Here is a 25580-nt window from a genome sequence, read left to right on the forward strand (position 1 = left end):
GAATTACCCGAACATGTAAACGGCCGTGCGGCCTGGCCTTGCCCGGAGCGCTTCGCCTTCCGGCAAGCGCCGGCCTGCGCCTGATAACAAGCACACCTTCACACAAGAGAGAGAACAGAGATGACAGACAATAATTTGACCATCGGCGTGGTTGGAGCAGGGCAAATGGGGCGCGGCATCGCCCAGGTCTGCGCCATGGCCGGCATGACGGTGCTGCTCAACGACGTTTCCGAGCAGGCCGTCGCCCGTGGCATCGACACCATCGCCGGACAGCTCGACCGGCTGGTGACCAAGGACAAGCTGAGCGCCGGCGCTCGCGACGAGGCACTGCGCCACCTGAAACCGGCCCATGAGCTGGCCGCACTCGCCGGGTGCGATTGCGTGATCGAGGCCGCCACCGAGAACGAAGCGCTCAAGCTCGACATCTTCCGCCGCCTCGACGCCATCGTGCAGCCCAACGCCGTGCTCGCCAGCAACACCTCGTCGATTTCGATCACCCGCATCGCGGCGGCGACCCAGCGACCCGACAAGGTCATCGGCATGCACTTCATGAACCCGGTGCCGGTGATGCCGCTGATCGAGGTCATCCGTGGCCTGCACACCTCGGACGCGGTGTGCCAGGCGGTCACCCTGCTGGCCAGGCAGATCGGCAAGGTGCCGGTGGAGGTGAAGGACGGCTTTGGCTTCGTCGCCAACCGCCTGCTGATTCCGATGATCAACGAGGCGATCTTCTGCCTACATGAGGGGCTGGCCAGCGCGGAAGACATCGACACCGTGATGAAGCTCGGCGCCAACCATCCCATCGGGCCCTTGGCGCTGGCCGACCTGATCGGGCTGGACACCTGCCTCGCCATCATGGCGGTGCTGCACGAGGGCTTCGACGACTCGAAATACCGCCCATGCCCCTTGCTCAAGCAGATGGTCGATGCCGGCCTGCTCGGGCGCAAGACCGGCCAGGGCTTTTTCCACTACAACACCTAAGCCAAACCCGATGGCCGTCACGGAGCTGGCGCATGGCGTCGGCTCCGCCGATCACCCTGACAACAGGAGGCATCCGCCATGTCCAGCGAACCCAACGTGCTGCTCGAGATCGTCGAGCCTTCCATCTATCGTCTGACCATCAATCGTCCCAAGGCCCTGAACGCCCTGAACCGCGCCACCATCGCCGAGCTGGGCGCGGCGCTGGCGACCGTCGCCGCCGATCACGACGCGCGCGTGCTGCTGGTGACCGGCGCCGGGGACAAGGCTTTCGTGGCCGGCGCCGACATCCGCGCCATGCAGGACATGAGCCCGATCGAGGGGCAGGGCTTCGCCCGTGAAACGATGGCGGTGTTCCGCCAGCTGGAAACCCTGGCGATCCCGGTAATCGCCGTGGTCAACGGCTACGCGCTGGGCGGTGGCTGCGAGCTGGCGATGAGCTGCGACTGGATCGTGGCAGGCGAGAACGCCGTCTTCGGCCAACCCGAGGTCAACCTGGGGCTCACGCCCGGCTTCGGCGGCACGCAGCGCCTGACGCGGCTGGTGGGGCGCGCGCGCGCCCTAGAACTCATCACCACCGGGCGCCAGATCAAGGCGGACGAGGCGCTGCGCTGGGGGCTGGTGAACCACGTATTCCCGGCGGCACAACTGATGGACGAAGCGCTCACCATGGCGCGGCAGATTGCCAGCAAGGCGCCGATCGCGGTACGGCTCAGCAAGGAGGCGGTGCAGCGCGGCCAGGATCTCGACCTCGACAACGCCTGCCAGTTCGAGGCCCAGGTGTTCGGCCTGGCGTTCTCCACCGAGGACAAGCGCGAGGGGGTGGCGGCCTTCCTCGACAAGCGCACCCCCAGCTTCAGCAACCGCTAGCACCCCGTTTTACCGGAGGGGAGGTCGCACCCGCGCCGCCTCTCCGGCGTTTCACCCCCGCAGTACTGAACCACCCACCATAACAATCACAACTTCCATGGAGGAAAACTATCATGACTGCACCTCAGCAGGGTCTTCAGATCGTCGAAACCCGTACCACCCTTGCCGACCCGACCGCCCTGGGCGTGTTCGGCCTGTCGCTGGTCACCTTTGTGGCGGCCTCGGCCAAGATGCACTGGACCGAGGGCGTCGGCTACCTCATCCCGTGGACCATGTTCCTGGGGTCGATCGCGCAGATCTGGGCATCGTCGCTCGACTTCAAGAAAAACAACTACTTCGGAGCCATCGTGCTGGGGGTGTACGGCCTGTTCTGGATGGCCGTGTCGATGCACTGGGCGATCAGCCTGGGCTGGTTCGGCGCCATCAACCCAGCCCAGTTTGACCCCAAGCAGATTGCCTTTGCCTTCTTCGGCTACGGCATCTTCTCGCTGTTCATCATGGTGGTGGCGTTCGAGACCAACAAGGTGTTCGCCACCATCGTGGTGCTGATCAACGTCCTGCTGTTTTCGCTCGGTTTTGCCGCGCTGGGCGTGGCCAAGGCCCAGTTCAGCACCGCCGCGGCCTGGTCGGAACTGTTGATCTCGCTGCTGGGCTTCTACGCCTGCGGCGCGATCTTCTTCCGGAATTTCTTCGGCCGGGAAATCCTGCCCCTGGGCGCCCCGCTGGGTCTGATCAAACGTAGCTGATGCCCATCCCCGGGCGTGCCTGCGAGCGCGCCCGTTTTGTTGCTTCACTCCCGCAAATCTGGTCGAAACGACCGTCCTCCTGCCGGGGCGGTAGAGACTTCCCCTCCCATAAAGAAGCACAGTCGATCGGCCACTCTACGCGCCGCTAGCGCCGCACGCTCACTTCGAACAGCGTGGCGGCACGCTCGGGCGGCTGCAGTTGCCCATCCACCAGAAAGATGCGGCGGTCGGCGGCCTGGGCGAAGGTGGGGTCGTGCGTGACCGCGACCACGGCGCGGTTCTGGTTGCGCGCCAGGTCGTGCAGGATGTCGCGCACGTTGGCGCTGGCATGGGTGTCGAGCGAGCCGCTCGGCTCGTCCGCCAGGATCAGCTGCGGGTCGTTCGCCAGTGCGCGCGCCACGGCCACGCGCTGGCGCTGCCCGCCGGACATCTGGCTCGGTCGCTTGTGCATCTGTTCGGCCAGATCGAAGGTGCGCAATAGCTCGCTCGCCTTGTCGCGCGCCTCGTCCTCTTCCAGTCGCGCCAGTTTGCGCATCGGCAGCATCACGTTGTCGAGCGCCGAGAACTCTTCCAGCAGGAAGTGGAACTGGAACACGAAGCCGATGCGTTCCAGCCGGATATGGGCGAGGTGGTCTTCGCTCAGGCCGGTGGTCAGGGTATCGTCCAGCCACACCCGGCCGGCGCTGGGCATGTCGAGCAGGCCCAAGAGATAGAGCAGCGACGACTTGCCGGAGCCGGATGGCCCCATGATGGCGACGAACTCGCCGCGCGCGATCTCCAGATCGATGTTCTCCACCAGCGTGGTGGGCACGTCGCCCGGCAGCACGCGCGTGAGCGCCTCCGTACGAAGCACCGTGCTCATGCGGCACCTCGCAGGATGTCCACCGGGCGCACACGTCCGCCCTTGCGCGCCGGCAGGTAGGCGGCGATCAGCGCCGAACCCATGGCGAACCCCGCCGCCAGCGCCATCTGGTCCCAGCCCCAGTAGATCGGCAGAAAGGCTTGCGTGGTGATGAACGGGCTTTTCACTTCCACCCGCGCGAGGCCGGCCATCAGCGCCAACCCCAGGCCGGTGCCGAGCACGCTGCCGACGAGGCCGAGCACGGCGCCTTCGATCAGGAAGATCAGGCGGATATCGCGTGCGTGAAAGCCGATCGATTTGAGGATGGCGATGTCGCGGGTTTTTTCCAGCACTACGGTAGAAATCACGTTGTAGATGCCGAAGGCGGCCACGATCAGGGTGGCGGCCACCACGCTATACATGATGATGTTGCGTATCTTTACCAGATTCATGATGTCTTCGCTCGCTTCCTGCCACGACTGACTCTTGTAGCCGAGCGCCCGTTCTATCTGGCCCGCAACAACCGGTGCGCGCGCCGGGTCGTCCAGTTTGAGGATGAAGCGGTTGGCCACGTTGGGCCGGCCCAGCAGGGTCTGTGCGCGCTTGAGGATGATGAAGGTCTGCCCTTCGTCGTAGGAGGCGGTGCCGGTGCGGAATAGCGCCACGATCTTCATCACGCGCACGAGGCCGGTGGGGGAGGTGACCGAGATTTTGTCGCCGAGCTTGGCGCGGAATTTGTCGGCAAGACCGGTGCCGATGATGATGCCGTCCGGGTCGGAGTGCAGCGAGGCGAGCGAGCCGGACACAAAATACTGGTCAATGGTGCTGACGTTCTTCATCAGATCCGGCTCGACGCCATTGATGGCTGCGCCCAAGTCCTTGCCGGCAAAGGTGAAAATGGCCTGCCCGAGCAGCACCGGCGCCACGCGCAGGCCCGGCAGGCGGCTGACGAAGTCCAGCTTCTGCTTGTACTGGCGGATGCCGCGCACCTCGGTTTCCGGCTTGACGCCATGGATCTCCACCGCGCCGTGCGCAGCTGCCAACTCGGCCGCCTGCGGCTTGGCCAGGCGGAATTCGTCGTACACGGTGATGTGGGCCGAGTTGTCCACCAGGCGGCGCATGAAGTCCTGCTCCGAACCGCGCATCAGGGCCGACACGGCGAGAAAGAACGCCACGCCGAGGCCGATGCCGGCAAGCGAAACCAGCGTCTGGCGCCGGCGCGACAACAGGTGGCTGAGGGCGATCGAGACCGCCAAATTCATCGGGACGTTCCTGCCGGCGAAGCATCGGGCTGGATGCGCACCTTCTGCGCATCCTTCAGTTCGGCCGGCGGTTCGGCGATGAAGGTGTCGCCATCGTTCAAGCCGGCCAGCACCTCGCTGCGGTCCGCCCCCTTGGCGCCGAGCGTGAGGGTTTGCTTGGACGCCCGGCCGTTGCGCACCAGCCAGATCGCGTTGCCGTTGAGCGCCGTGCTCGGCACCAGCAGCGCGTGTTCCCGCCGGGCCAGAATGATATTGACCTCAGTGGTCATGCCGATCAGCAGCGGGGTGCCCGGCGGCAGGGCGATGCGCACGCGGTAGTTGCGCGCCAGCGGGTCACCCTTGGCGGTAATCTCCGCGACTTTGCCCTCGAACACGCGTCCGGGGAAGCCGTCGGCGGTGATCTGGGCCGGCTGGCCCACTTTGACGCCGGCGATGTCCTCTTCATCGACCACGGTGGTGATGCGCGGTGGCGCGCCAGACTGGGCCAGATAGAACACCGGCTGATTGACCGGGATGAAGTCGCCCACCTCGCCGTCGCGGCGGATGATGCGCCCGGCGCCGGGCGCGCGCAGCGTCATGAACTTGATCTGCTCTTCGATGTGGCGCGTGGTGGCTCGGGCGGAATCGAGCGTGGAGCGGACCTGATCGAGCTGGTCGATAGTGGCGAAGCCGGAGCCGAACAACGCCTGCAGACGCTGCCAGTGTTGTTCGGCGTAACGCAGCCGCGCCTGTTCGTCGCCCAGGCTGGCGCGCAGGTCGCTATCGTCGAGCCGGGCCAGGATTTGCCCCGGTGTCACCTGGGCACCTTCATCCGCGCGCAGCTCGACCAGCCGCCCGCCGACCTGCGGAGCGATGGTGACCGTCACGCTGGCCTCGACGTTGCCGGTGGCGTACACCGCCTGGATGGCCGGCCCGCGCGTGGGGTGGCCCACCTTGACCACGGGCGGCGCAAGCCAGTGCCAGAGCAGGACGGACAGCCCGGCGGCGAACAGCAGGAAGAAGGCCCCTTTGCCTGCCCGATAGAGGGCGGTTTTTCGGTGGGAACGGCTATCGTTCGATGCCATATCGTGTCATTGGTCGCTTCATAAACAGGCGCTACGGCCAGCGGAATACGATTCCACCTGCGTGAGGTGGCGCTGCGCGAGCCCTTCATCTGCCTTGCTATCGATGGTTCGGCCAACCCCGCCAGGCCGTCCAGCGTGTTGCAAGGAACTATGTTGACGATAGATCGCGCCGCCGGCGAGTGCCATGCGTGGTGTCAAGATTTATACAGAATGGATGGGGTGGGGCAGGAACAGACGGTGATCTACCCGTGCCGGCAAATCACATGCGACAACACGGTGGCGAGCCATGTCCACCGGCGAGAACGGTACGCCAGGCACGGTGCAGCGTGAGGACGGGTTCAATCGAAGCGGTCGTCGCGCACCTGCACCATGCCCTGTTCGACGCGCACCGGGAAGGTGGCCACCGGTTCGTAGGCGGGCGGGCCGAGCGCCGCGCCGGTGCGCAGCGAGAACGGCGCGCCGTGGCGTGGGCAGACGATGCAGTCACCCAGCACCTCGCCACCGGACAGGGTCTCGGCTTCGTGGCTGCACAGGTCCTCGATAGCGTAATAGCGGCCTTCGACGTTGAACACGGCAATCGGCACGCCGTCGGCATCCACGGTACGGAAGGTTCCGGGCGGGAAGCCATCGGCCGGGGCCACGTCGAGCCAGTCGCTCATCACAGCAAGCCCAGTTCCAGGCGTGCCGCCTCGCTCATCATGTCCTGCGACCAGGGCGGCTCCCACACCAGTTCGACCTCGGCCTCGTGCACGCCGTCGACGCGTTCCACCGCCTCGGCCACCAGGGCGGGAAAGGTCTGCGCCACCGGGCAGCCCGGCGCGGTCAGCGTCAGGTCGATCCGGACCTTGCCCTCGGCGTCATCCACGTCGAGCGCGTAGACGAGGCCCAGGTCGTAGATGTTGACCGGAATTTCCGGGTCGTACACGGTGCGCAGCGCCTCGATCACGCGCTGCTGCAATTCGGAAACCGGGGGCGGGGTGGCGTCGTCGTTGCGGTGATGCCAGTGGAACAGGTCCATCGTCTTCACTCCGTCGATACCGGCTGGTCGCTCTGGTGCAGCGCCGCCAGCAGGGTATGCCAGGCCAGGGTGGCGCACTTCACCCGGGTCGGAAACTCGCGCACCCCGGCCAGCACGGCAAGCTTGCCGAGCGGCGCCTCGGCGGAAGTGGCGTCCTCGGCCGTCACCAGCGCGTGGAAGACGGCGAACAGCGCTTCGGCCTCGGCCTCGGTCTTGCCCTTGAGCGCATCGGTCATCAGCGAGGCCGAGGCGGTGGAAATGGCGCAGCCGGCGCCTTCGAAACAGGCGTCCTCGATCACGCCGTCCACCACCTTGAGCGACAGCGAAAGATGGTCGCCGCACAGCGGGTTGAAACCCTCGGCGTGGCGGTTCGCCCCCGCCAGCGGGCCGAAATTATGCGGTCGGCGATAGTGGTCGACGATGAGTTCCTGGTAGAGATCGCGCAAGTCGGACATCAGCCAAACACCTCCCGGGCCTTGCGGATGGCGTGCATCAGCACATCCACCTCCTCGGCCGTGTTGTAGAGGGCGAACGAGGCGCGCACCGTGGCGGGCAGGCCGAAATGCGCCATCACCGGCATCGCGCAATGGTGTCCGGCGCGCACCGCCACCCCTTCCAGGTCCAGGATCGTCCCGACGTCGTGCGGATGCACGCCCTCCAGGGTGAACGCCAGGATGCTCGCCTTGTCGCGCGCCGTGCCGATCAGGCGCAGGCCGGGTATCTGCATGGCCTGGGCGGTGGCGGCGGCGAGCAGGGCCTGCTCGTGGGCGGCGACGACGGGCAAGCCCAGCGTGTTCAGGTAGTCGATGGCCGCCCCCAGGCCGATGGCGCCGGCGATATTCGGGGTGCCGGCCTCGAACTTGTAGGGCAGGTCGTTGTAGGTGGTGCCGGCGAAACTGACCTGGCGGATCATGTCGCCGCCGCCCTGGTAGGGCGGCATCGACTCCAGTAGCGCCCCCTTGCCGTAGAGCACGCCGATGCCGGTGGGGCCGTACAGCTTGTGGCCGGAAAAGGCGTAGAAATCGCAGTCGAGCGCCTGCACGTCGACCGGCCGGTGAGCGACGGCCTGGGCGCCGTCGACCAGCACCACCGCCCCGGCGGCGTGGGCCAGCTCGATCAGCTGGCGCACCGGGTTGACGGTGCCCAGCGCATTAGACAGCTGCGTCACCGCAACGAGGCGGGTGGCCGGGCTCAGCAGGCGGGCGAATTCGTCGAGCTTCAGCTCGCCCGTGTCGTCGATGGGGGCGACGCGCAGCACCGCGCCGCTGCGCTCACACAACAGCTGCCACGGTACGATGTTGGAGTGGTGCTCCATCTCGGTGATCAGTATCTCATCGCCAGGCTGCAAACGTTGGCCGAAGCTCGCCGCCACCAGGTTGATTGCCTCGGTGGTGCCGCGCACGAACACGATTTCCTCGTGCCGGGCCGCGTTGATGAAGCGCCGCACCGTATCGCGTGCCGCCTCGAAGGCGTCGGTAGCACGCTGGCTCAGGGTATGCACGCCACGGTGGACGTTGGCGTTGATCTCGCCGTAGTACCGCGTTTCGGTCTCGATCACGCTGCGTGGCTTCTGGCTGGTGGCGGCGTTATCCAGGTAGACCAGCGGCTTGCCGTGCACGGTCTGGTACAGGATGGGAAAATCCTGCCGCAGCCGCACCACGTCCAGCCTCGGCGGCGAGTCACGGCGGACGGTCCCTTGATTCACCGGGGCATTCATACCAGCTCCTTCACCCGCTCGGGCAAACGCCCCAGCAGCAGTTTTTCCAGCCGCGCCCGCAATGGCGCCATGTCGACCCGGCCGATCATCTCCGCCGCAAAGGCAAAGGTGAGCAGGGTGCGCGAGTCGACCTCGCCCACCCCGCGCGAGCGCAGGTAGAACACCTGCTCGGGGTCGAGCTGGCCGACGGTGGCGCCATGGCTGCACTTCACATCGTCGGCGTAGATTTCCAGCTGCGGCTTGGTGTCGATTTCGGCGTTGTCCGACAGCAGCAGGTTGCGGTTGGCCTGATAGGCGTCGCTGTGCTGGGCGTCGGCCTGCACGATGACCCGGCCGTTGAACACCGCCCGCGACGCGCCGGCCAGCACGCCCTTGTAAAACTCGCGGCTGGTGCCGTAGGGCCGGGCATGGTCGATGCGGGTGTGGTGGTCGCTGTGCTGCCGGCCGTCGGTCATGTAGAGCCCGTCGAGCGTGCAGGCGGCGTGCTCGGCGTTGAGCCCGACGCGGATGTCGACGCGCGCCAGGCCGCCGCCCAGCGCGAACGAGCGCGAAACGAAACGGCTGCCTTGCTGTTGGTCGACATCCAGCGCGGCCACGTGGAAGGCCTTGAGGGACTCCTGCTGCAGCTTGAGGTGTTCGACCTCGGCATCTTGCCCGACCACGAGGTCGGTGGCGGTGTTGCTCAGGTAGGCGCCGTCGCCCAGCGCCACATGGTGTTCGATCAGGCAGGCGCGGCTGCCGGCCTCGGCACGCACCACGTTGCGCGTGTGCAGCGCCAGCCCCGCTTCGGTGGTGACGAACAGCAGGTGGACCGGCGTCTCGAGCGCCACCCCGGCGGCCAGATCCAGATAGACACCGTCGCTGAAGAAGGCCTGGTTGAGCGCGGCGAAACCGGAGGGGTAGCCAGCGGGCAACACGCCCAGCACGCCCTCCAGCCGCTGCGGATCGCGCTCCAGCACCTCGGCGAGGCTCGCCAGCGTGACCCCGCCCGGCAACGGGTCGATATTCGACCAGCGCGGCTGGTAACGGCCATTCACGAACACCAGGCGCTGCGTTCCCGCCAGCCCCCAGGCGTCGATCAGTCCAGGAGCGACGCCGTTCGCCGTCGGAGGGGGCGGCATGAAGCGGCTTTTCTCGATGGCGGCGACACTGGTGTACTTCCAGTCCTCCTGGCGCAACGTCGGGAATCCGGCCTCGGCGAAGAATGCCAGGCCCGCCTCGCGCCCGCGCCGCAGCCACGGCAGCTCGCTACCCGGCAAGGTCGTGGCGACGCGGGCGAAGGCGTCGCGGTAGAAGTCGGCGGCAGGATTCATGCGCCGCCTCCCGCCTGTCCCGCCGCTGCCTCGACCCAGCCGTAGCCACGGTTTTCCAGCTCCAGCGCCAGCTCACGCCCGCCGGACAAGGCGATGCGGCCCTGTGCCAGCACGTGCACCTGGTCCGGCACGATGTAGTTGAGCAAGCGCTGGTAGTGCGTCACCAGCACCATGGCGCGTTCCGGGCTGCGCATGGCGTTGACTCCGCCGGCGACGATCTTGAGCGCGTCGATGTCCAGGCCCGAGTCGGTTTCGTCGAGCAGCGCGAGGCGAGGCTCGAGCACCGCCATCTGCAAAATCTCGTTGCGCTTCTTCTCGCCGCCGGAAAAGCCTTCGTTCACCGAGCGGTACAGCAGGCCGGTGTCCATGCCCATCAGCCTGAGCTTGTCTTTCACCAGCGCGAGAAAGTCCACCGCGTCCAGCTCCGGCTCGCCACGGTGCAGACGCAGCGCGTTCACCGCCGCCTTCAGGAGGTAGATGTTGGCGACGCCGGGAATTTCCACCGGATACTGGAACGCCAGGAAAATCCCCTCGCGGGCCCGCAGCTCGGGGGACAGCTCCAGCAGGTTGCGCCCCAGGTAGCGCACTTCGCCGGCCGTCACCGTATAGCCCTCGCGCCCGGCCAGCACATGGGCCAGCGTGCTCTTGCCCGAGCCGTTGGGGCCCATGATGGCGTGCACCTCGCCGGCGCGCACCGTCAGGTCGAGGCCGCGCAGGATCGGCTTGTCGTTGATCGAGACGTGCAGGTTGCGGATTTCGAGCATGGTCTGTTCCTCGCTAGAATCTGCTTTACGATCTGTCGCGAGCGGCCCTCAGCGGGGTGAAGAGCAGCGCAGGAACCGGAATGGACATGGAGTCCATGAGGATTCCTGATCGCTGAGCGAATCCTTGCGTGCCAATCTTCGATTGGCTCAGCGATAAGATTCGCACGCAGTGCACATGAGCCCCGATCAGGGATCGCGCAGCAAGATCGTCAACAGATTTTCAGCCGATGCTGCCCTCCAGGCTAACTCCCAGCAGCTTCTGGGCCTCCACCGCGAACTCCATCGGCAGTTCCTTGAATACTTCCTTGCAAAAGCCGCTGACGATCATCGACACCGCGTCTTCCGGCGCGATGCCGCGGCTCTGGCAGTAGAACAACTGGTCCTCGCCGATGCGCGAGGTCGAGGCCTCGTGCTCGACGCGGGCGGTCGGGTTTTTCACCTCGATGTAGGGGAAGGTGTGGGCGGCGCAGCGGTCGCCCAGCAGCAGCGAGTCGCATTGCGTGTAGTTGCGCGCGCCGACCGCGCTCTTCGCCACTTTCACCAGGCCGCGATAGGCGTTGCTGCCGTGCCCGGCCGAGATGCCCTTGGAGAGGATGGTGCTGCGCGTGTTCTTGCCCAGGTGGATCATCTTGGTGCCGGTATCGGCCTGCTGGTAGTGGTTGGTCAGCGCCACCGAGTAGAACTCGCCGACGGCGTTGTCGCCCTGCAGGATCACGCTGGGGTACTTCCAGGTGATGGCCGAACCGGTCTCCACCTGGGTCCAGGAAATCTTCGAATTGTCCCCACGGCAATCGCCGCGCTTGGTGACGAAGTTGTAGATGCCGCCGTGTCCCTCCTTGTCGCCGGGGTACCAGTTCTGCACAGTGGCGTACTTGATCTGGGCGTCTTCCAGCGCGATCAGCTCGACCACGGCGGCGTGCAGCTGGTTCTCGTCGCGCATCGGCGCGGTGCAGCCCTCCAGGTAGCTGACGTAGGCGCCCTTGTCGGCGATGATCAGCGTGCGTTCGAACTGGCCGGTGTTGCGGGCGTTGATGCGGAAGTAGGTCGACAGCTCCATCGGGCAGCGCACGCCGGGCGGGATGTAGCAGAACGAGCCGTCGCTGAACACCGCCGAGTTGAGCGAGGCGAAGAAATTGTCGGTGTAGGGCACCACCGAGCCCAGGTACTGCTGCACCAGCTCCGGGTGTTCGCGCACCGCCTCGGAGAACGAGCAGAAAATGATGCCGAGCCCGGCCAGCTTGTCCTTGAACGTGGTCGCCACCGACACGCTGTCGAACACCGCGTCCACTGCCACGCCGGCGAGCAGGGCCCGTTCCTCGAGCGGCACACCCAGCTTTTCGTAGGTACGGCGCAGTTCCGGGTCGATCTCGTCCAGGCTCTTCGGCCCGTCCTGGCGCGACTTCGGCGCGGAGTAATAGGCGATGTCCTGATAGTCGATGGGAGGGTGATGCACGGTGGACCAGTGCGGCTCGGCCATGGTGAGCCAGTGCCGGTACGCGCGCAGGCGCCATTCCAGCAGGAAGTCCGGCTCTCCCTTCTTGGCCGAGATCAGCCGGATCACCTCTTCCGACAAGCCGCGCGGCACGGTGTCGGTCTCGACGCTGGTGAAAAAGCCGTGCCGGTATTCCTGGCTGATCAGCTCGTCGAGCTTGACTGTGGAACTGGCCATCTGCCTCTCCTGTCGGTTTCGCTCAGCCATGACCGTCAGAACGGTGCCGCCGGTCATGCTGCGCCCGCCGCCGCTCCGGCATTCCCGCCGGCACCGGTTGCGTCATGTCCTCCAGCGTCAGGCCATCGAGGGTCTGGCGCAGCGCCCGATCGATGCGCTGCCAATGGCGACGCAAGGCGCACGCGTTCTCCTGCGGGCACAGGCCGGCCGCCACACTGCATTCCGTGACGCCGAACGGGCCCTCCAGCGCGTCGATGACCTGGGCGATGGAAATCTCCCGCGGCGGCCGCGCCAGCAGGTATCCGCCGTGAGCGCCCCGCAACGAGTGCAGCAAGGCCTTGCGCGCCAGGGTCTTGAGGATTTTGCTCGCGGTGGGCAGGGCGACCCCCACCGCGCCGGCGAGCTCGGCGGCGCTGTAGACATGGCCCGGTTCACGCGCCATGTGGGCCATGATCACGGTGCCGTAATCGGTCAGCCTGCTCAGCCGCAACATCTCCAAGTCCCTGTTCTTTATATAGAATCAATTTAGTCCTATATGTTCCGCAGGGCCAGGTCGACGAGCCTCTGGCAGAGAAAAAAGAGGCGTCGGGCACCCGGCCCGGCTCACCCCGCCAGGGAAGGAGGCAACGGCATGAAATTCATTTTCGAAGTCCGCATGCGGCCCGGTTACACGGTGGAGGAATACGCCGAGGCCTGGATTCGCGCCAGCGAGATCATCCAGCGCACGCCCGGTGCCCGTGGCACCTACCTGCATCGCAAGATCGGCACCCCCGACACCTTGCTCGCCATCGCCACTTGGGAGTCGAAGGCGCACCGAGACGCCAAGGACGACCGGCGCGACGAAACGGTCCGCGCCATTCTCGAAAAGCATGCGGCCAATTGCGACATCACCGTGATCGGCGAATTCGACGAACCGGAATGGTCGGTGCTACCGCGAGGCGCGGGGTGATGAGTGGTACGCCGCACCTGGGGGGGGAAGGGACGGAGCCGCGCCGTGCCGCTAGCCCCGCGGCCGCGCCTTGTCTTGGCATGGCCCGGCGTCATCCAAGTCAAGGCGGCGAGGGGACTTATCGGCCGCCCAGCGGGGCGCGGTTGGCCGCGTATTCGGGAGAGCGGGAGAGCCGCCCCAGTTGCTCGGACAGGAAGTCGATCAGTGTGCGTACCTTTTGCGGCAGGAAGCGGCGCGCCGGATAGAGCGCATACAGCGCCGTGCTCGGCTTCTCCCAGTCCGGCAGCAATTCCACCAGCCGCCCCGAGGCCAGGTCTTCGCTGACCAGCACGCTGGGCTGCAGCGCGATGCCGAGCCCGGCACGGGCCGCGTCGATCAGCACCGCGCCGTCGTTGGTGCTGAGCGAACCGGACACGCGCACGGTTACGGGCGACTGGGGCGGGCCGAAGCTCCAGGTGTTTGACTCCAGCGGGCGGCTGTAGCGCAGACAGTTGTGATGGACGAGGTCGGCCGGTGTCTGCGGCGTGCCGTGCTTTTCCAGGTAGCTCGGTGCCGCCAGCAACGTGCTGTAGATCGGACCCAGCAGCAGCCGGGCGATGAGGTTTTCCTCGCTGGCGTGCAACGAGGTGCGCAGCGCGAGGTCGTAGCCCTCTTCGACCAGGTCGATGTGGCGGTTGGTGAGCATCAAATCGACGCTGATCTCCGGATAGCGGCGGTGAAACTCGGTCAGCAGCGTGCCCAGCCGACGTTGGCCGAAGGCGACGCTGGCGGTGATGCGCAGCGTACCCGCCGGGGTCTGGCTCTGGCGGCTGGCCACCGCCGCGGCTTCATCCACCTGCGCCAGGATAGACGCCACGCGCTGGAGGTAATCGGCGCCGACTTCCGTCAGGGACAGGCGCCGGGTCGAACGATGCAACAGCCGCACGCCCAGCTGCTGTTCGAGTGCCGCCACGTATTTGGTGACCATGGCGCGGGACAGGTCCATGCGCTCGGCGGCGCCGGCAAAACTGCCGGCTTCGGTCACGGTCTGGAAGACGCGCATGGCAGTCAAGGTGTCCATAATTTCTTTTTAGTTAATTACCCATTTCATTTTCTCCGGTTTATTCCCAACGAAGCAACTGTTGAAATACCTCCATGACGCCCCGCACGACAACGCGGCGCCGCTTTTCCGGTAACCGAGGTCGTTTCGGCCCCGCGGACACCGCCCAACATGGAGATTTGCAGCATGAAAAAAATCAGCTTCGCCGCCGCCTTGCCCTGTACCGCCTTGATCGCCCTCGCATTTGCCGGTTCGGCTTACGCCGGCAACGACAACTATTACGTCGACAACCTGGGCGGCGCCACCGTCAAGACCGCCGCCACGGCACCGCAAGCGTCCTTCGGCACCCGCACCGCGGTGATCGATGCCGACACCCATCTGCGCCTGACGGTGGCACAAGACGGCAGCGTGCAGCCTGGCTCGGTCGGCGTGCCGCGCGACGACAGCATGGCCTTTCACGTCGCCAACACCAGCGCCCAACCGGTGAACGTGGTGATCGAAGGCGAAGGAGCGGCCCCGGTCACCATCGGTCAGGTCGGCGCGCACAAGGAAGCCAACTTCGCCTGGCGCTTCGACAACTTCAAAGCCGTGCCGCGCGACATCAAGGTTGGCCAGTCCGCGGTGAAACTGTACGTGCTCAACCCGCGCAGCACCAACTGATCGCCACGCCACCCTGTCCGCCCGAGCCCCGGAACCCCGGGGCTTTTTAGACTTCCGGCCCGGCCGCTTTGCTATAACCAAAGCCAAGACCCAGGCATGGCCGGGAGCCCTCGCAGATTTGAAACCCCATGCGTGCAGAGGGGTATGCGTCATTTTTTCTCCCACAAACCCATCGCCTGCGTCGGATGGGGCGGCTAACAACGACACAACATGATGACTCTCCCCAGCTGGCGCGATTGGCTGTTTTCGGCCAAGACCTTTCTCGCCGCGATACTGGCCCTGTACATCGGCATGGCCCTTGGGCTGCCACGCCCTTACTGGGCGATGTCCACGGTGTACATCGTGTCGCATCCGCTGATTGGCGCCACCCGCTCGAAAGGGCTTTACCGGGTCATCGGCACCCTGATCGGCGGTGCCGCTGCCATTCTCTTCGTGCCCCGCTTCGTCAACGAGCCGATCATGCTGAGCCTGGTCATTTCGCTCTGGACCGGCACACTGCTGTGCCTGTCGCTACGCGACCGCACACCGCGCAACTACCTCTTCATGCTCTCGGCCTACACCCTGCCGATGATCGCGCTGCCCGCCGTGTCCCAGCCCGAGGCGGTGTTCGACATTGCTCTGGCCCGCAGCGAGGAAATCGTGCTCGGCATCGTGTGTGCCAGCGTGGTCGCCTCCATCGTCTTTCCCAGCAAGGTGGCGCCGGTGCTCGAAGCCCGCATCGGCGCCTGGTTCAAGGACGCCGGCGCCTGGGCGGCGGAAGCCCTGTCGCCGGCCTTCGCCAGCAGCCACCCGGCGACCCGCCACCGCCTGGCCGCCGACATCCTGTCCCTGGACCAGTACATCACCCACCTGGCCTACGATGCCGCCAACGCGGACATGGTGCACACCACGCGCGAACTGCAAAGCCGCATGAGCATGCTGCTGCCCATCCTGTCCTCGCTCACGGCGACGCTCGACGCAGCACGCAAGCTGGAGCAGGGCGTTCCCGCCCCGTTGACCGGTCTGATGAAAGCCATCGCCCGCTGGATACTCTCGTCGCCCGGGGCCAGGGGCCGCGACGAGGCGGCACGTTTTCAGCGCCAGCTTGCCGATGCGCGCCGTAGCGGCCCGGACGCGGAATGGAACGATCTCTTGATCGCGCACGCCGTCACGCGCCTGCAATCGCTGATCCGGCTGTGGCAGGACTGCCTCGACCTGCGCGACATGATCGCCCGGGGCGAGGCCGATACCGCGTGGAAACCGGCGTACCGGCGCTGGGAACTCGGCGGCAAGGCGCGCCATTACGACCATGGCATGATCCTGTTCGCGGCGGCATCCGCCTCGCTGGCGATCTTCCTCTCCTGCCTGCTGTGGATCGGCATGGGCTGGAACGACGGCGCCAGCGCGGTGATCCTGGGCGCCGTCTCGAGCTGCTTCTTCGCCGCACAGGACGAGCCGGCGCCGCTGATCCGCACCTTCTTCACCTGGGCCGCGGTCAGTATCCCGCTCACCGCCGTGCTGCTGTTCCTGATCATCCCGGCCGCGCACGAGTTCGAAACCCTGGCGCTGATGCTGGCCATCCCGTTCCTCGCCATCGGCACCCTGGCATCGCACCCGCGCTTCACCATGGCCGCCATGCTGCTGACGGTCAACACCGCTTCGTTCCTCGGCCTGCAAGGTGCCTACGATGCGGACTTCACCGCCTTCTTCAACAGCAGCGTGGCCGGGGTGTGCGGGGTGCTGTTCGCCTTGTGCTGGACCCTGCTCACGCGGCCGTTTGGCGCCGAGCTGGCGATGCGCCGCCTGCTGCGCGCCAGCTGGAAAGACCTGGCCGAGACCGCTGCAGGCAGCCACCGCGGCGATTACGCCAACCTCACGTCGCACATGCTGGACCGCCTGGGCCTGCTGGTGCCGCGCCTGGCCGCCAGCGACGATGACCACGGCGATGCCGGCTTCGGCGAGTTGCGGGTAGGGTTCAGCACCCTGGACCTGCAGCGCGATGAACACCGCCTGCCAGAGACAGCGCACGTGGCGATCGACCGCGTGCTCCAGTCCGTCGCCGGGCACTACCGGGAATGCGTCGGCCACCATGGCCAGCGTCAGCCTCCCGCTTCGCTGCGCGAGGAAATCGACCGGGCCTTGAGCCTCACCAAGGCGGAGCTGGGCAGGGCGGCGCGGGAAGCCCAGAACGCCCTGGTGGAATTGCGCATCACGCTGTTTCCCGATGCCGCCCGCTTTGTCGCGCTGACCGGAGTCCCCGCCACGGGCCCCTCCGCAGGAGAAACCCCATGATTGGCGAAATCGATCTCTACGGCGTGTTCATCCCCAGCCTGCTGGTGCTGATGCTCGGCGCCCTGGCCGTCACCGGCTGCCTGCGCTTTGTCCTGATGCGGCTGGGCGTCTACAAGCTCGTCTGGCACCGTTCGCTGTTCAATTTTGCCCTTTACGTGATCGTGCTCGGCGGCACGGTTGCCTTGACTCGCGGATTGCACCCATGAAAAAAAACATTCGAAACGCAGGGTCGGTGATCCTGACCCTGACTGTCGTCGTCATCGCCGCCGTGGTCGGCTGGCACCTGTGGGATTACTACAGCAACGCGCCGTGGACCCGGGATGGCCATATCCGCGCCGACGTGGTCCAGATCGCCCCGGACGTCTCCGGGCTGATCACCACCGTATCGGTGCGCGACAACCAGCTGGTGAAGCGCGGCCAAGTGCTGTTCGTGATCGACCGCGCCCGCTACGAGCTGGCACTGAAGCAGGCCATGGCCGCGGTGGCGGCGCAGCGTGCCACGCTGGCGCAGGCCCGTCGCGAGACCGTTCGCAGCCGCGCCCTGGCCGACCTGGTGGCCAAGGAAAACCTGGAGGAAAGCGAGGCCAAGGTGCAGCAGGGCGAAGCCACCCTGGCCGCCGCCGAAGCCGCGCTCGACGTCGCCCGCATCAATCTGGAACGCACCGAGGTGAAGAGCCCGGTGGACGGCTACCTAAACGACCGCACGCCGCGCCTGGGCGATTACGTCACCACCGGCCGCCCGGTGCTCTCCATCGTCGATGCCCATTCCTTTCACGTCGACGGCTACTTCGAGGAAACCAAGCTCAACAACGTGCACATCGGCCAGCCGGTCGACATTCAGATCATGGGCGATGCGCACACCCTGCGCGGCCACGTGCAAAGCATCGCCGCCGGCATCGAGGACCGCGACCGCAGCAATGGCGCCACCTTGCTGCCCAACGTGAACCCCACCTTCAACTGGGTGCGCCTGGCGCAACGGGTGCCGGTGCGCATCGCGCTGGACGAGGTGCCCGGCGACTTCCGCCTGATCGCCGGGCGCACCGCCACGGTGTCGGTGCAGACGGTCACGGCGCTGGCCACACCCGCCGCGAAACAGGGGGAGGCCCACTCGTGAAACGCCTCTCCGTTCTCGTGTCGCTCGCCCTGCTGGGCGGGCTGACGGCCTGCACCACGGTCGGCCCGGATTATCGCGTGCCGGACAACGCCCTGGTACGCTCGCCCTCGGCCAACGGTGCCTTCATCGGCGGCAACGGCGCCGGGGTATCGCTCGACCCGGTCCCCGCCGGCTGGTGGCGGCTCTACCGCGACCCGGCGCTGGACAAGCTGGTAAGCGAAGCGCTCGAAGCCAATACCAGCATCCGCATCGCTTCGGCCAACCTGCGCCGGGCCATGGCGGTGGTGACCGAGGTCGACGCCGAGCGCGGCCCGCACGCTGGCGTGACGCTGGCCGCCAAGCGCGCACGGGAGGCCGGCGAAGCCTTCCTGGTCGAGGAAAAGCTGCCGGTGTTGAACGAGGGCGACGCAGGCATCCAGATCGCCTACCAGATCGACCTGTTCGGCAAGCTGGCGCGCGCCGAAGAGTCCGCCCACGCCAGCGCCGAGGCCAGCGAAGCGGCGCTCGACCTGGTGCGCGTCTCGGTGGCGGCGGAAACCGTGCGTTCCTATGTGCAGATGTGCTCGGCGGGGCACGAACTGGCGGTCGCGCAGCATGTGCTGGACCTGCAGAACCGCAGCGTCGACGTCGCCCGCCGCCTCGCCGACGCCGGGCGCGGCCGCATCACCGACGTGCTGCGCGCTCGCTCCCAGGCCGATACGCTGCGCGCCACGCTGCCGCGCTTCCAGGCCGAAAAAGACGCCGCCCGCTACCGGCTGGCGGTGATGGTCGGCAAAACCCCGCAACAGCTGCAGGACGCCCGGATCGACTGCCAGACCGAGCCGCGCATCGAGCAACGCATCCCGGTCGGCGACGGCGCCGCGCTGCTCAAGCGCCGCCCCGACGTGCGCGAGGCCGAGCGCCAGCTTGCCGCCGCCACCGCCCGCATCGGGGTGGCCACCGCCGCGCTCTACCCCAGCATCATCATCGGCGCCTCGGCAGGGTATAGCGGCATCCTCGAACACCTCGGGGAGGGGCGCACCGAACGCTTCGGCCTCGGCCCGCTGATTAGCTGGACGATACCCGACAGCGGCGCGCGCGCCCGGGTCAAGATCGCCAAGACCGACGCCGAAGCCGCGCTGGCGCGCTTCGATGGCGTCGTGCTCAACGCCCTGCGCGAGACCGAAACCGCGCTGAGCTTCTATTCGCGCAACCTGCAGCGCCAGGCCGACCTGCAGACGGCACGCGACGAAGCCCGCGAAGCCGCCGAGCAGAACCGCCGCCTCTACCAGGCCGGGCGCGTGCCCTACCTGTCGAGCCTCGACGCCGAGCGCACCCTCGCCAACACCGAAGCCTCGCTGGCCAGCGCGGAGAGCCAGCTTGCCGTCGACCAGGTCAACCTGTTCCTGGCACTGGGCGGCGGCTGGGAGAGCGAGGCGACGAAGTAAAGGCAAGGCTCCCCGGAAAGCCGGCGCGCCAGGGCAGGGGGCAGGCTTCGGCCAACCCTGCGCTGCGCCGAACCCCGCCTGCTAATGTGTGGATTTTTGGTCGATAATGTGACAAGTTACTGACTTCCAGCTTGGGCCGAGCGCTGTCTGACAGCGGCGGCGCCAAGTCTCTGCCGGGAGGTCTATGAGCCACTTATTTCCTTTGACACCAGCCACTCCGGATCCCTTGCAGGCCGCCCACCTGCTCAGGGAGAAGCTGCGTGTGGAGGGACAACTTCCCCAAGGCCTGTTGCGCCAGGAAATCGAAGCCTCCTGGCGCCGCAGCTTCAGCCACGGACTGGATTGCATCGACAGCAAACTGGTCAGCCTGCAGGTCGTCAACGATCTGGACATGCTGCTGGCAGCCAACCGCATGCTGCTCGACGCCGCCACCCCGGAAATGGAATTTCTGGCCGAACGTTACGGTAACGAAGGCCTGGTGATTCTGGGTGATGCCAACGCCAACATGCTCGCGGTGGAAGGACGCACCGATTACCTCCGTACCCTCGGCATCCAGGACATCACCCCCGGGGCCTGCTGGAGCGAATCGCTGCGCGGCACCAATGCCCTCGGCACGGCGCTGATCGAGAGCCGGCCGATCTTGATCAATAGCGGCGAGCATTACCTCGAATGCCTGAGCCGTTTCTCCTGTTCCTCGGTGCCGATCAAGAACCCGCACGGCGACGCCATCGGCGTGCTCGACCTGACGCGCGAGGGTACCCTGGCCCAGCCGCAGGACAGCCTCGGCATGCTGATGATCGCCGTCAGCCAGATCGAAAGCCGCCTGTTCGGTGCCTTTTTCCCGGAGCATCTGGTGCTGGTCTTCCATCCGCGCCAGCAATATCTCGGTTCGGCCTGGCACGGCGTGCTGGCGGTGAGCGTGGAAGGCGACATCCTGGCCGCCAACCAGCAAGCCTGCGACCTGCTGCGGCTGCCGCGCGACAAGATGGTCGGCCAGCGTTGCGAAGGGGCGCTGGGCGTGCGCGGCAGCACGCTGATCTCGCGCATCGTGCATGACGGCACCGCCAAAGTCCCGCTGGCGCATGGCGAGTTCTACTTCAAGGCCCTGCAACTGCCGCGCACGCCGACCATCGTGTCGACGCCGACCACGACGGCCAAACCACAGCCCAGACCCTGCACCCTGGACGAGTTGGCGGATGGCCAGAGCCGTTTCGGGCGAGCCCTGAGAATGGCACGGCAAGGCTTGAACAACGATCTCCCCGTGCTGTTGCTCGGCGAGACCGGCACCGGCAAGGAGGTCGTCGCCCGCGCCCTGCACGAAGCCAGCGCTCGCGCCGGCAAACCCTTCATCGCGGTGAATTGCGCCTCCATTCCCGAAGGACTGATCGAGTCGGAGCTGTTCGGCTACCGCGACGGCGCCTTTACCGGCGCACGCAAGGGCGGGGTGGTCGGGCGCCTGATGCAGGCCAACGGCGGCACGCTGTTCCTCGACGAAATCGGCGACATGCCGCTCCACCTGCAGGCGCGCCTGTTGCGCGTGCTGCAAGAGCGCAAGGTGGCGCCGCTGGGGCCGGCGAAGAGCAGAACATCGACGTCGCGGTAATCTGCGCCACCCACCGCGACCTCAAGGCCATGGTGCGCGACAAGATGTTTCGCGAAGACCTCTACTACCGCATCAACGGGGTGAGCGTCGGCCTGCCGTCGCTGCGCGAGCGCGAGGATATCAGCCAACTGATCGATACAGTGCTCAGCAAGCTGGGGGCAGGGCATGTCACGGTCAGCCACGAACTGGCCGAGCTCTTTGCCCATTACGCCTGGCCGGGCAATATCCGCCAGCTGGAAATGGTGTTGCGCGCGGCACTGGCGATGCGCGAAGGCAATGAGACCGAGTTGACCCCCGAACACCTGAGCGACCATTTCCTCGAGGAGTTGCACGCCAGCACGCGGCCTTCCGGCGGGCTGATCCGCGACCAGGAGCTGGAGCTGATCCGCAGCACCCTCGACAGCTATCAGGGCAACGTTTCGGCGGCGGCCCAGGCGCTGGGCATCAGCCGTGCCACCCTCTACCGCAAGCTGAAGCAGCTGCAGTGGTAACGTCCCCCGTGTTCCCTGCCACGCAGAGCACATCTTGACCCGGCAGCCGCCGCGCGGAACCCCTATGTTCAGGTTTTTCCTCAAGTTCGCCAAAACAAACAATCCGGCCCTGTTCGAGCAGTCGATGGACTGGCTGTACGGCTTTGTGCGTCCGCATCGCCTGGCCATCGGCGGACTGCTCGGGCTGTCGCTGGGGGCCTCGTTACTGGTGCTCGCCCAGCCCTGGCTCACCAAGATGCTGATCGACAGGGGGCTGCTCGGTAAAGACTACCCGCTGCTTCTCGCCATCGCGCTCGCCATGATCGTGGTCGGCATTGCCAGCACCCTACTCAGCGGCGTCAACCGCTACCTGCACACCCGTCTGTCCGGGCGCATCCTGTTTTCCCTGCGTGGCGCCCTGTACGGTCATCTGCAGCAACTCTCCCCAGCCTTCTACGGTCGGCGGCGCATCGGCGATCTGCTCTCCAGGCTCGATGGCGACGTGGCCGAAATTCAGCGCTTTGCGCTGGACTCGCTGTTTTCCGCCGTCTCCAGCGTGATCGGTCTGATCGGCGCCATCGCCTTGCTGCTGGCGCTGTCGTGGAAACTGTCGCTGCTGGTGGTGGTGCTGATCCCGCTCGAAGTGCTGTGGCTGCGCTGGATGCGCCAGAAAGTAGAGCGCGATGCGCGCCAGCTGCGCGAAAGCTCGGCCGACATGTCGTCCTTTCTGGTCGAAACGCTACCCGCGATGAAGTTCATCCAGTCCGCCGGGCAGCAAACCGCCGAACTGCATCGCCTCGATCACCTCGGCGAGGGCTATATGCAGCGCCTGCTCAAACTACAGGTGACCGAATTCTTCACCCAGGCCGTCCCCGGCACGCTGACCTCGCTGTCGCGTGCCTGCGCCTTCCTCATCGGTGGTTACTGGGTCGTCACCGGCAGCTGGCAACTGGGTTCGCTGATCGCCTTTTCCACCTACCTTGGCATGGCGGTCGGGCCGGTGCAAAGCCTGCTGGGGCTCTACGTCGCCCTGCAACGCATGACCGTGAGCCTGGGCCGGGTCATGGAGTTGCAGAACGAGCCGGTCAGCATCCATCAGCCAGAACATCCGCGAGAGCCGTCGAGCAGCGGCGGCGAACTGGTACTGGATAACGTCTGGTTCGCCCATGGCGAGCGCCAGCAGGGAGTGCTGCGTGGCGTATCGGCGCAGATACCGGCAGGGCGCAAGGTGGCCATCAGCGGCGCATCCGGGGTCGGAAAATCGACATTGATCGACCTGCTGCAACGCTTCTACGCCCCCCAGCAAGGGAGCATCTGCTTCGAAGGGGTCGATCTGCGCGAGCTGGACCTGTTTACCCTGCGTCGCCGCATCGCCGTCGTGAGCCAGGACATCGTGCTGTTTCGTGGCAGCCTGGCCGACAACATCCGCTACAGCGCACCGCACGCCAGCCGCGAACAGATCGAAACCGTGGCACGGCGGGCTCGTCTCGACAGTCTGATCCAGTCCATGCCGAACGGTCTAGACAGCCATGTCGGCGAACGTGGGCAGCAACTCTCCGGTGGCCAGAAGCAGCGCATCGCCATTGCCCGCGCCTTGCTGCAGGATCCGTTGATCCTGGTACTCGACGAAGCCACCTCGGCGGTGGACGAGGCTACCGAGCGTGAAGTCATCGCTGAGATCGACGAGCTGTTCAGCCAGCGTACCCGCATCCTGATCAGCCACCGCGCGTCGACGCTGGCGCAGGCCGACCTGCGCTTCGAGCTAATCGACGGACAACTGCTGCAACGCCAGGAGGCGTGCGTGAACGATGGGCACTGAATTGCGCATCGGCATCGTCGACAGCGGCTGCCGCCACGAGCAGGCGAGCCGGGTGCTGGCGGCGCGCGGTTTTTGGCTCGAGCAAGAAGACCTGCGGCACGGGGAAGTCCAGCCCGACCGGCTGGGGCACGGCGGCGCGGTGCTCGACATGGCGGCACGACAGGCCCCGGCGGCGCAGTTCTGCGTGGCCCAGGTCTTCCACGAGCGCTGGACCACCACCCCGCTGCAGATCGCGGCAGCCCTGCATTGGCTGATCGAGCAAGAGGTCAAGGTGATCAACCTCAGCCTGGGCATCCGGCAGGACCGACCCTTGCTGCGCGCCGCCTGCGAGCAGGCACTCGCGGCCGGCATCGTGCTCTGTGCCTCAAGCCCGGCCCAGGGCGAACCGGTCTACCCGGCGAGCTACCCGGGCGTGTTGCGCATCACCGGCGATGCCCGCTGCCGTGCCGGGCAATGGTCCTGGCTCGCCAGTCCCCAGGCCGACTTCGGCACCGTGGTCGCGAACGGCGAGGGGGGGATGGCCGGGGCCAGCATCGCCACGGCGGCGATGAGCGGGCTGATCGCGGCCTATTTCTTGCTTCATCCCGATGCCACGCGCCAACAACTGCTTGACCATTTGCAGCGCGAGGCCAGCTTCATCGGTATTGAACAACGCAGGCATCCATCATGACGTCAGCACATATCCTGGTACTTGGCGCCGGTCCGGCCGGCGCCGCCGTCGCCCTCGGGCTCAACCGGCTCGGCTATCGCGTCAGCGTGGTCAGCGAATGGCGCCGCTTCGAAGCGGTGGAGGGGATATCACAGCGGGTGCTGGACGGCCTGTACCATGCCGGCCTGCGACGGGCGGCCGACAGCGCTGCGGCGCCGTCGGCGCGCGAGGTGTACTGGAACGGCACCCGGCAAACCCTCAACACCGAATTCCTGCTCGATCGCCGGGCGTTCGACCACGCCCTGAGGCAGGACCTGCAGGCAGCGGGCATCGCAGTGATCGAGGCCAAAGTGCGTACGCTGGTTTCCGACACACAAGGCCATCAAGTTCAATTGGACGGCCCCGACGGGACCGGCATGATCGCCGCCGACTTTCTGGTAGAGGCGCGTGGCCGGCTGGCACCACTCTCCGGCAAAGGGCTGCGCGGCCCCGAAACCCTAGGTTTGCTCAACACTTGGCAAGGCGCCCCCGGGCCGCATGGTTCGGCGGTGGAAAGCATGGAGGATGGCTGGGTCTGGATGGCCAGGCTGGCGGACGGTCGCTGCTACTGGCAGCTGACACTCGACGTGGCCAGTGCCGAGCTGCCGGGAAAAGACCAGTTGGCCGGGTTCTGCGCCACCCGGCGTACCTCGGCGCTGGTCCTCGACTTTTTCGGGGCGCATGCACAGCAGAAGGCCGCCGTGCATGCCCGTACCAGCACGGCGACCCTGTGTCTGGAAACCTCCGGGGGCAACTGGCTGCGGGTCGGCGATGCCGCCATGGCGGTAGATCCGCTCTCCGGCAACGGCATCTTCCAGTCGCTGTCTTCCGCCTTGCAAGCGCCGGCGGTGATCCATACCCTGCTGACACGGCCGGATCGCGTCCAGCTGGCGCAACGCTTCCATCAACGCCGCATCGAGCATCTATTCCACCGCTTCGCCCGGATCGGCCGCGACTTCTACGCCATGGAACAGCGCTGGGCCGAGCGGCCGTTCTGGCAGGCACGCCGTACCTGGCCCGACCAGCAGCCAATCCACGTGGCGTCAGGCTTCGAACAATTGCGGGTAGAAAAGGCGCCGGTGATCAACGGTGATGAGATCGATGAAGCCGATGTGGTGGTCAGTCCTGACCAGCCGCTCGGCATCTGGCACCTGCAAGGGGTGGAACTGGCGCCGATCGTGCAGGCGCTGCAGCAGGGCCCCGGCACCGACGTATTGAATACCCTGGCGCCGGAGCAGCGCCACATGCTGCGAGGCTGGCTGTTGGCGCAGGGCTACAGGCCAGCCTGAAAAAAACTG

Annotated in this window: 25 protein-coding genes and 1 pseudogene; 14 read left to right on the top strand and 12 right to left on the bottom strand. The window is 66.4% G+C overall.

From position 1 onward, the window contains the following. Positions 1-120 precede the first annotated feature (120 nt). The 3 genes from FURADRAFT_RS02765 to FURADRAFT_RS02775 all read left to right on the top strand — a co-directional run bounded on the left by FURADRAFT_RS02765 (position 121) and on the right by FURADRAFT_RS02775 (position 2594). A complete protein-coding gene (locus tag FURADRAFT_RS02765; RefSeq protein ID WP_040652304.1) occupies positions 121-981 on the top strand; it encodes a 3-hydroxybutyryl-CoA dehydrogenase in 861 nt (286 codons plus the stop codon). 78 nt (positions 982-1059) lie between these two features. Beyond that, positions 1060-1848 carry an enoyl-CoA hydratase-related protein gene (locus tag FURADRAFT_RS02770; RefSeq protein WP_008952579.1) on the top strand — a complete coding sequence of 263 codons (789 nt, stop codon included), beginning with the start codon at positions 1060-1062 and terminating at the stop codon, positions 1846-1848. A 113-nt stretch (positions 1849-1961) separates the two neighbouring features. Then, entirely contained in the window at positions 1962-2594 is a 633-nt protein-coding gene (locus FURADRAFT_RS02775; protein WP_008952580.1) for an acetate uptake transporter, read from the top strand. Positions 2595-2739: 145 nt separating this feature from the next. Here FURADRAFT_RS02775 and FURADRAFT_RS02780 read toward each other — a convergent pair whose 3' ends face one another. The 11 genes from FURADRAFT_RS02780 to FURADRAFT_RS02830 all read right to left on the bottom strand — a co-directional run bounded on the left by FURADRAFT_RS02780 (position 2740) and on the right by FURADRAFT_RS02830 (position 12735). After that, positions 2740-3456, bottom strand: coding sequence for an ABC transporter ATP-binding protein (locus FURADRAFT_RS02780; protein WP_008952581.1), 717 nt, complete (start codon positions 3454-3456; stop codon positions 2740-2742). After that, positions 3453-4697, bottom strand: a complete 1245-nt coding sequence (locus tag FURADRAFT_RS02785; RefSeq protein ID WP_008952582.1) for an ABC transporter permease — start codon at positions 4695-4697, stop codon at positions 3453-3455. Before FURADRAFT_RS02785 ends, FURADRAFT_RS02780 begins: the two co-directional genes overlap by 4 nt. Next, a complete protein-coding gene (locus tag FURADRAFT_RS02790; RefSeq protein WP_008952583.1) occupies positions 4694-5761 on the bottom strand; it encodes an efflux RND transporter periplasmic adaptor subunit in 1068 nt (355 codons plus the stop codon). The genes FURADRAFT_RS02785 and FURADRAFT_RS02790 overlap by 4 nt, the downstream gene beginning before the upstream one ends. Positions 5762-6099: 338 nt before the next feature. Continuing rightward, entirely contained in the window at positions 6100-6420 is a 321-nt protein-coding gene (locus FURADRAFT_RS02795; protein WP_008952584.1) for a non-heme iron oxygenase ferredoxin subunit, read from the bottom strand. Beyond that, the gene (locus tag FURADRAFT_RS02800) at positions 6420-6779 is read right to left on the bottom strand and encodes an SUF system Fe-S cluster assembly protein (RefSeq protein WP_008952585.1); all 360 of its coding nucleotides are present in this window, start codon (positions 6777-6779) and stop codon (positions 6420-6422) included. The genes FURADRAFT_RS02795 and FURADRAFT_RS02800 overlap by 1 nt, the downstream gene beginning before the upstream one ends. A 5-nt stretch (positions 6780-6784) precedes the next feature. Then, positions 6785-7234 (bottom strand): Fe-S cluster assembly sulfur transfer protein SufU, encoded by a 450-nt coding sequence (gene sufU / locus FURADRAFT_RS02805; RefSeq protein WP_008952586.1) that lies wholly within the window; start codon positions 7232-7234, stop codon positions 6785-6787. After that, positions 7234-8496, bottom strand: a complete 1263-nt coding sequence (locus FURADRAFT_RS02810; protein ID WP_008952587.1) for a cysteine desulfurase — start codon at positions 8494-8496, stop codon at positions 7234-7236. Before FURADRAFT_RS02810 ends, sufU begins: the two co-directional genes overlap by 1 nt. Further along, on the bottom strand, positions 8493-9809 hold the full coding sequence (gene sufD, locus FURADRAFT_RS02815) for a Fe-S cluster assembly protein SufD (RefSeq protein WP_008952588.1): 1317 nt from the start codon (positions 9807-9809) through the stop codon (positions 8493-8495). Before sufD ends, FURADRAFT_RS02810 begins: the two co-directional genes overlap by 4 nt. Then, complete coding sequence (gene sufC, locus FURADRAFT_RS02820) at positions 9806-10573, bottom strand: Fe-S cluster assembly ATPase SufC (RefSeq protein WP_008952589.1); 768 nt, start codon at positions 10571-10573, stop codon at positions 9806-9808. The genes sufD and sufC overlap by 4 nt, the downstream gene beginning before the upstream one ends. A gap of 220 nt (positions 10574-10793) precedes the next feature. Next, the gene (gene sufB, locus FURADRAFT_RS02825; RefSeq protein WP_008952590.1) at positions 10794-12242 is read right to left on the bottom strand and encodes a Fe-S cluster assembly protein SufB; all 1449 of its coding nucleotides are present in this window, start codon (positions 12240-12242) and stop codon (positions 10794-10796) included. Positions 12243-12264: 22 nt separating this feature from the next. Then, a complete protein-coding gene (locus FURADRAFT_RS02830) occupies positions 12265-12735 on the bottom strand; it encodes an SUF system Fe-S cluster assembly regulator (RefSeq protein WP_008952591.1) in 471 nt (156 codons plus the stop codon). Positions 12736-12873: 138 nt separating this feature from the next. Between FURADRAFT_RS02830 and FURADRAFT_RS02835 the strand changes: the two genes are divergently transcribed. Then, a complete protein-coding gene (locus FURADRAFT_RS02835) occupies positions 12874-13191 on the top strand; it encodes an antibiotic biosynthesis monooxygenase family protein (protein ID WP_008952592.1) in 318 nt (105 codons plus the stop codon). A 118-nt stretch (positions 13192-13309) separates the two neighbouring features. Here FURADRAFT_RS02835 and FURADRAFT_RS02840 read toward each other — a convergent pair whose 3' ends face one another. Beyond that, positions 13310-14251, bottom strand: a complete 942-nt coding sequence (locus FURADRAFT_RS02840; protein ID WP_008952593.1) for a LysR family transcriptional regulator — start codon at positions 14249-14251, stop codon at positions 13310-13312. A 165-nt stretch (positions 14252-14416) separates the two neighbouring features. Here FURADRAFT_RS02840 and FURADRAFT_RS02845 point away from each other — a divergent pair, with 165 nt between their 5' ends. From FURADRAFT_RS02845 to qhpG, 10 genes and pseudogenes are all read left to right on the top strand, one after another. After that, a complete protein-coding gene (locus tag FURADRAFT_RS02845; protein WP_008952594.1) occupies positions 14417-14890 on the top strand; it encodes a VCBS domain-containing protein in 474 nt (157 codons plus the stop codon). A 210-nt stretch (positions 14891-15100) separates the two neighbouring features. Then, positions 15101-17161, top strand: coding sequence for an FUSC family protein (locus FURADRAFT_RS02850; RefSeq protein WP_008952595.1), 2061 nt, complete (start codon positions 15101-15103; stop codon positions 17159-17161). After that, on the top strand, positions 17158-17367 hold the full coding sequence (locus tag FURADRAFT_RS02855) for a DUF1656 domain-containing protein (RefSeq protein WP_008952596.1): 210 nt from the start codon (positions 17158-17160) through the stop codon (positions 17365-17367). Before FURADRAFT_RS02850 ends, FURADRAFT_RS02855 begins: the two co-directional genes overlap by 4 nt. Then, the gene (locus tag FURADRAFT_RS02860; RefSeq protein WP_008952597.1) at positions 17364-18275 is read left to right on the top strand and encodes an efflux RND transporter periplasmic adaptor subunit; all 912 of its coding nucleotides are present in this window, start codon (positions 17364-17366) and stop codon (positions 18273-18275) included. The genes FURADRAFT_RS02855 and FURADRAFT_RS02860 overlap by 4 nt, the downstream gene beginning before the upstream one ends. Then, the gene (locus FURADRAFT_RS02865) at positions 18272-19702 is read left to right on the top strand and encodes an efflux transporter outer membrane subunit (protein ID WP_008952598.1); all 1431 of its coding nucleotides are present in this window, start codon (positions 18272-18274) and stop codon (positions 19700-19702) included. Before FURADRAFT_RS02860 ends, FURADRAFT_RS02865 begins: the two co-directional genes overlap by 4 nt. Positions 19703-20930: 1228 nt before the next feature. Beyond that, positions 20931-21334 (top strand): annotated as a pseudogene (locus tag FURADRAFT_RS21290) (sigma-54 factor interaction domain-containing protein); the annotation flags it as partial. A 15-nt stretch (positions 21335-21349) separates the two neighbouring features. After that, positions 21350-21796 carry an AAA-type ATPase lid domain-containing protein gene (locus FURADRAFT_RS20940; protein WP_236261541.1) on the top strand — a complete coding sequence of 149 codons (447 nt, stop codon included), beginning with the start codon at positions 21350-21352 and terminating at the stop codon, positions 21794-21796. A gap of 64 nt (positions 21797-21860) precedes the next feature. After that, positions 21861-23594, top strand: a complete 1734-nt coding sequence (locus tag FURADRAFT_RS02875; protein WP_008952601.1) for an ABC transporter ATP-binding protein — start codon at positions 21861-21863, stop codon at positions 23592-23594. After that, entirely contained in the window at positions 23584-24264 is a 681-nt protein-coding gene (qhpE, locus tag FURADRAFT_RS02880; RefSeq protein ID WP_008952602.1) for a subtilisin-like serine protease QhpE, read from the top strand. Before FURADRAFT_RS02875 ends, qhpE begins: the two co-directional genes overlap by 11 nt. Continuing rightward, on the top strand, positions 24261-25571 hold the full coding sequence (gene qhpG, locus FURADRAFT_RS02885; protein WP_008952603.1) for a flavin-dependent monooxygenase QhpG: 1311 nt from the start codon (positions 24261-24263) through the stop codon (positions 25569-25571). Before qhpE ends, qhpG begins: the two co-directional genes overlap by 4 nt. The last annotated feature ends 9 nt before the right edge of the window (positions 25572-25580 follow it).

The organism is Pseudogulbenkiania ferrooxidans 2002 (assembly GCF_000174355.1).
GTDB lineage: Bacteria > Pseudomonadota > Gammaproteobacteria > Burkholderiales > Chromobacteriaceae > Pseudogulbenkiania > Pseudogulbenkiania ferrooxidans.

Bases quoted from the DNA above. Each gene is read 5' to 3' on its own strand.
- FURADRAFT_RS02765 (WP_040652304.1), top strand. From the start codon at position 121: ATGACAGACAATAATTTGACCATCGGCGTGGTTGGAGCAGGGCAAATG.
- FURADRAFT_RS02770 (WP_008952579.1), top strand. From the start codon at position 1,060: ATGTCCAGCGAACCCAACGTGCTGCTCGAGATCGTCGAGCCTTCCATC.
- FURADRAFT_RS02775 (WP_008952580.1), top strand. From the start codon at position 1,962: ATGACTGCACCTCAGCAGGGTCTTCAGATCGTCGAAACCCGTACCACC.
- FURADRAFT_RS02780 (WP_008952581.1), bottom strand. From the start codon at position 3,456: ATGAGCACGGTGCTTCGTACGGAGGCGCTCACGCGCGTGCTGCCGGGC.
- FURADRAFT_RS02785 (WP_008952582.1), bottom strand. From the start codon at position 4,697: ATGAATTTGGCGGTCTCGATCGCCCTCAGCCACCTGTTGTCGCGCCGG.
- FURADRAFT_RS02790 (WP_008952583.1), bottom strand. From the start codon at position 5,761: ATGGCATCGAACGATAGCCGTTCCCACCGAAAAACCGCCCTCTATCGG.
- FURADRAFT_RS02795 (WP_008952584.1), bottom strand. From the start codon at position 6,420: ATGAGCGACTGGCTCGACGTGGCCCCGGCCGATGGCTTCCCGCCCGGA.
- FURADRAFT_RS02800 (WP_008952585.1), bottom strand. From the start codon at position 6,779: ATGGACCTGTTCCACTGGCATCACCGCAACGACGACGCCACCCCGCCC.
- sufU (WP_008952586.1), bottom strand. From the start codon at position 7,234: ATGTCCGACTTGCGCGATCTCTACCAGGAACTCATCGTCGACCACTAT.
- FURADRAFT_RS02810 (WP_008952587.1), bottom strand. From the start codon at position 8,496: ATGAATGCCCCGGTGAATCAAGGGACCGTCCGCCGTGACTCGCCGCCG.
- sufD (WP_008952588.1), bottom strand. From the start codon at position 9,809: ATGAATCCTGCCGCCGACTTCTACCGCGACGCCTTCGCCCGCGTCGCC.
- sufC (WP_008952589.1), bottom strand. From the start codon at position 10,573: ATGCTCGAAATCCGCAACCTGCACGTCTCGATCAACGACAAGCCGATC.
- sufB (WP_008952590.1), bottom strand. From the start codon at position 12,242: ATGGCCAGTTCCACAGTCAAGCTCGACGAGCTGATCAGCCAGGAATAC.
- FURADRAFT_RS02830 (WP_008952591.1), bottom strand. From the start codon at position 12,735: ATGTTGCGGCTGAGCAGGCTGACCGATTACGGCACCGTGATCATGGCC.
- FURADRAFT_RS02835 (WP_008952592.1), top strand. From the start codon at position 12,874: ATGAAATTCATTTTCGAAGTCCGCATGCGGCCCGGTTACACGGTGGAG.
- FURADRAFT_RS02840 (WP_008952593.1), bottom strand. From the start codon at position 14,251: ATGGACACCTTGACTGCCATGCGCGTCTTCCAGACCGTGACCGAAGCC.
- FURADRAFT_RS02845 (WP_008952594.1), top strand. From the start codon at position 14,417: ATGAAAAAAATCAGCTTCGCCGCCGCCTTGCCCTGTACCGCCTTGATC.
- FURADRAFT_RS02850 (WP_008952595.1), top strand. From the start codon at position 15,101: ATGATGACTCTCCCCAGCTGGCGCGATTGGCTGTTTTCGGCCAAGACC.
- FURADRAFT_RS02855 (WP_008952596.1), top strand. From the start codon at position 17,158: ATGATTGGCGAAATCGATCTCTACGGCGTGTTCATCCCCAGCCTGCTG.
- FURADRAFT_RS02860 (WP_008952597.1), top strand. From the start codon at position 17,364: ATGAAAAAAAACATTCGAAACGCAGGGTCGGTGATCCTGACCCTGACT.
- FURADRAFT_RS20940 (WP_236261541.1), top strand. From the start codon at position 21,350: ATGTTTCGCGAAGACCTCTACTACCGCATCAACGGGGTGAGCGTCGGC.
- FURADRAFT_RS02875 (WP_008952601.1), top strand. From the start codon at position 21,861: ATGTTCAGGTTTTTCCTCAAGTTCGCCAAAACAAACAATCCGGCCCTG.
- qhpE (WP_008952602.1), top strand. From the start codon at position 23,584: ATGGGCACTGAATTGCGCATCGGCATCGTCGACAGCGGCTGCCGCCAC.
- qhpG (WP_008952603.1), top strand. From the start codon at position 24,261: ATGACGTCAGCACATATCCTGGTACTTGGCGCCGGTCCGGCCGGCGCC.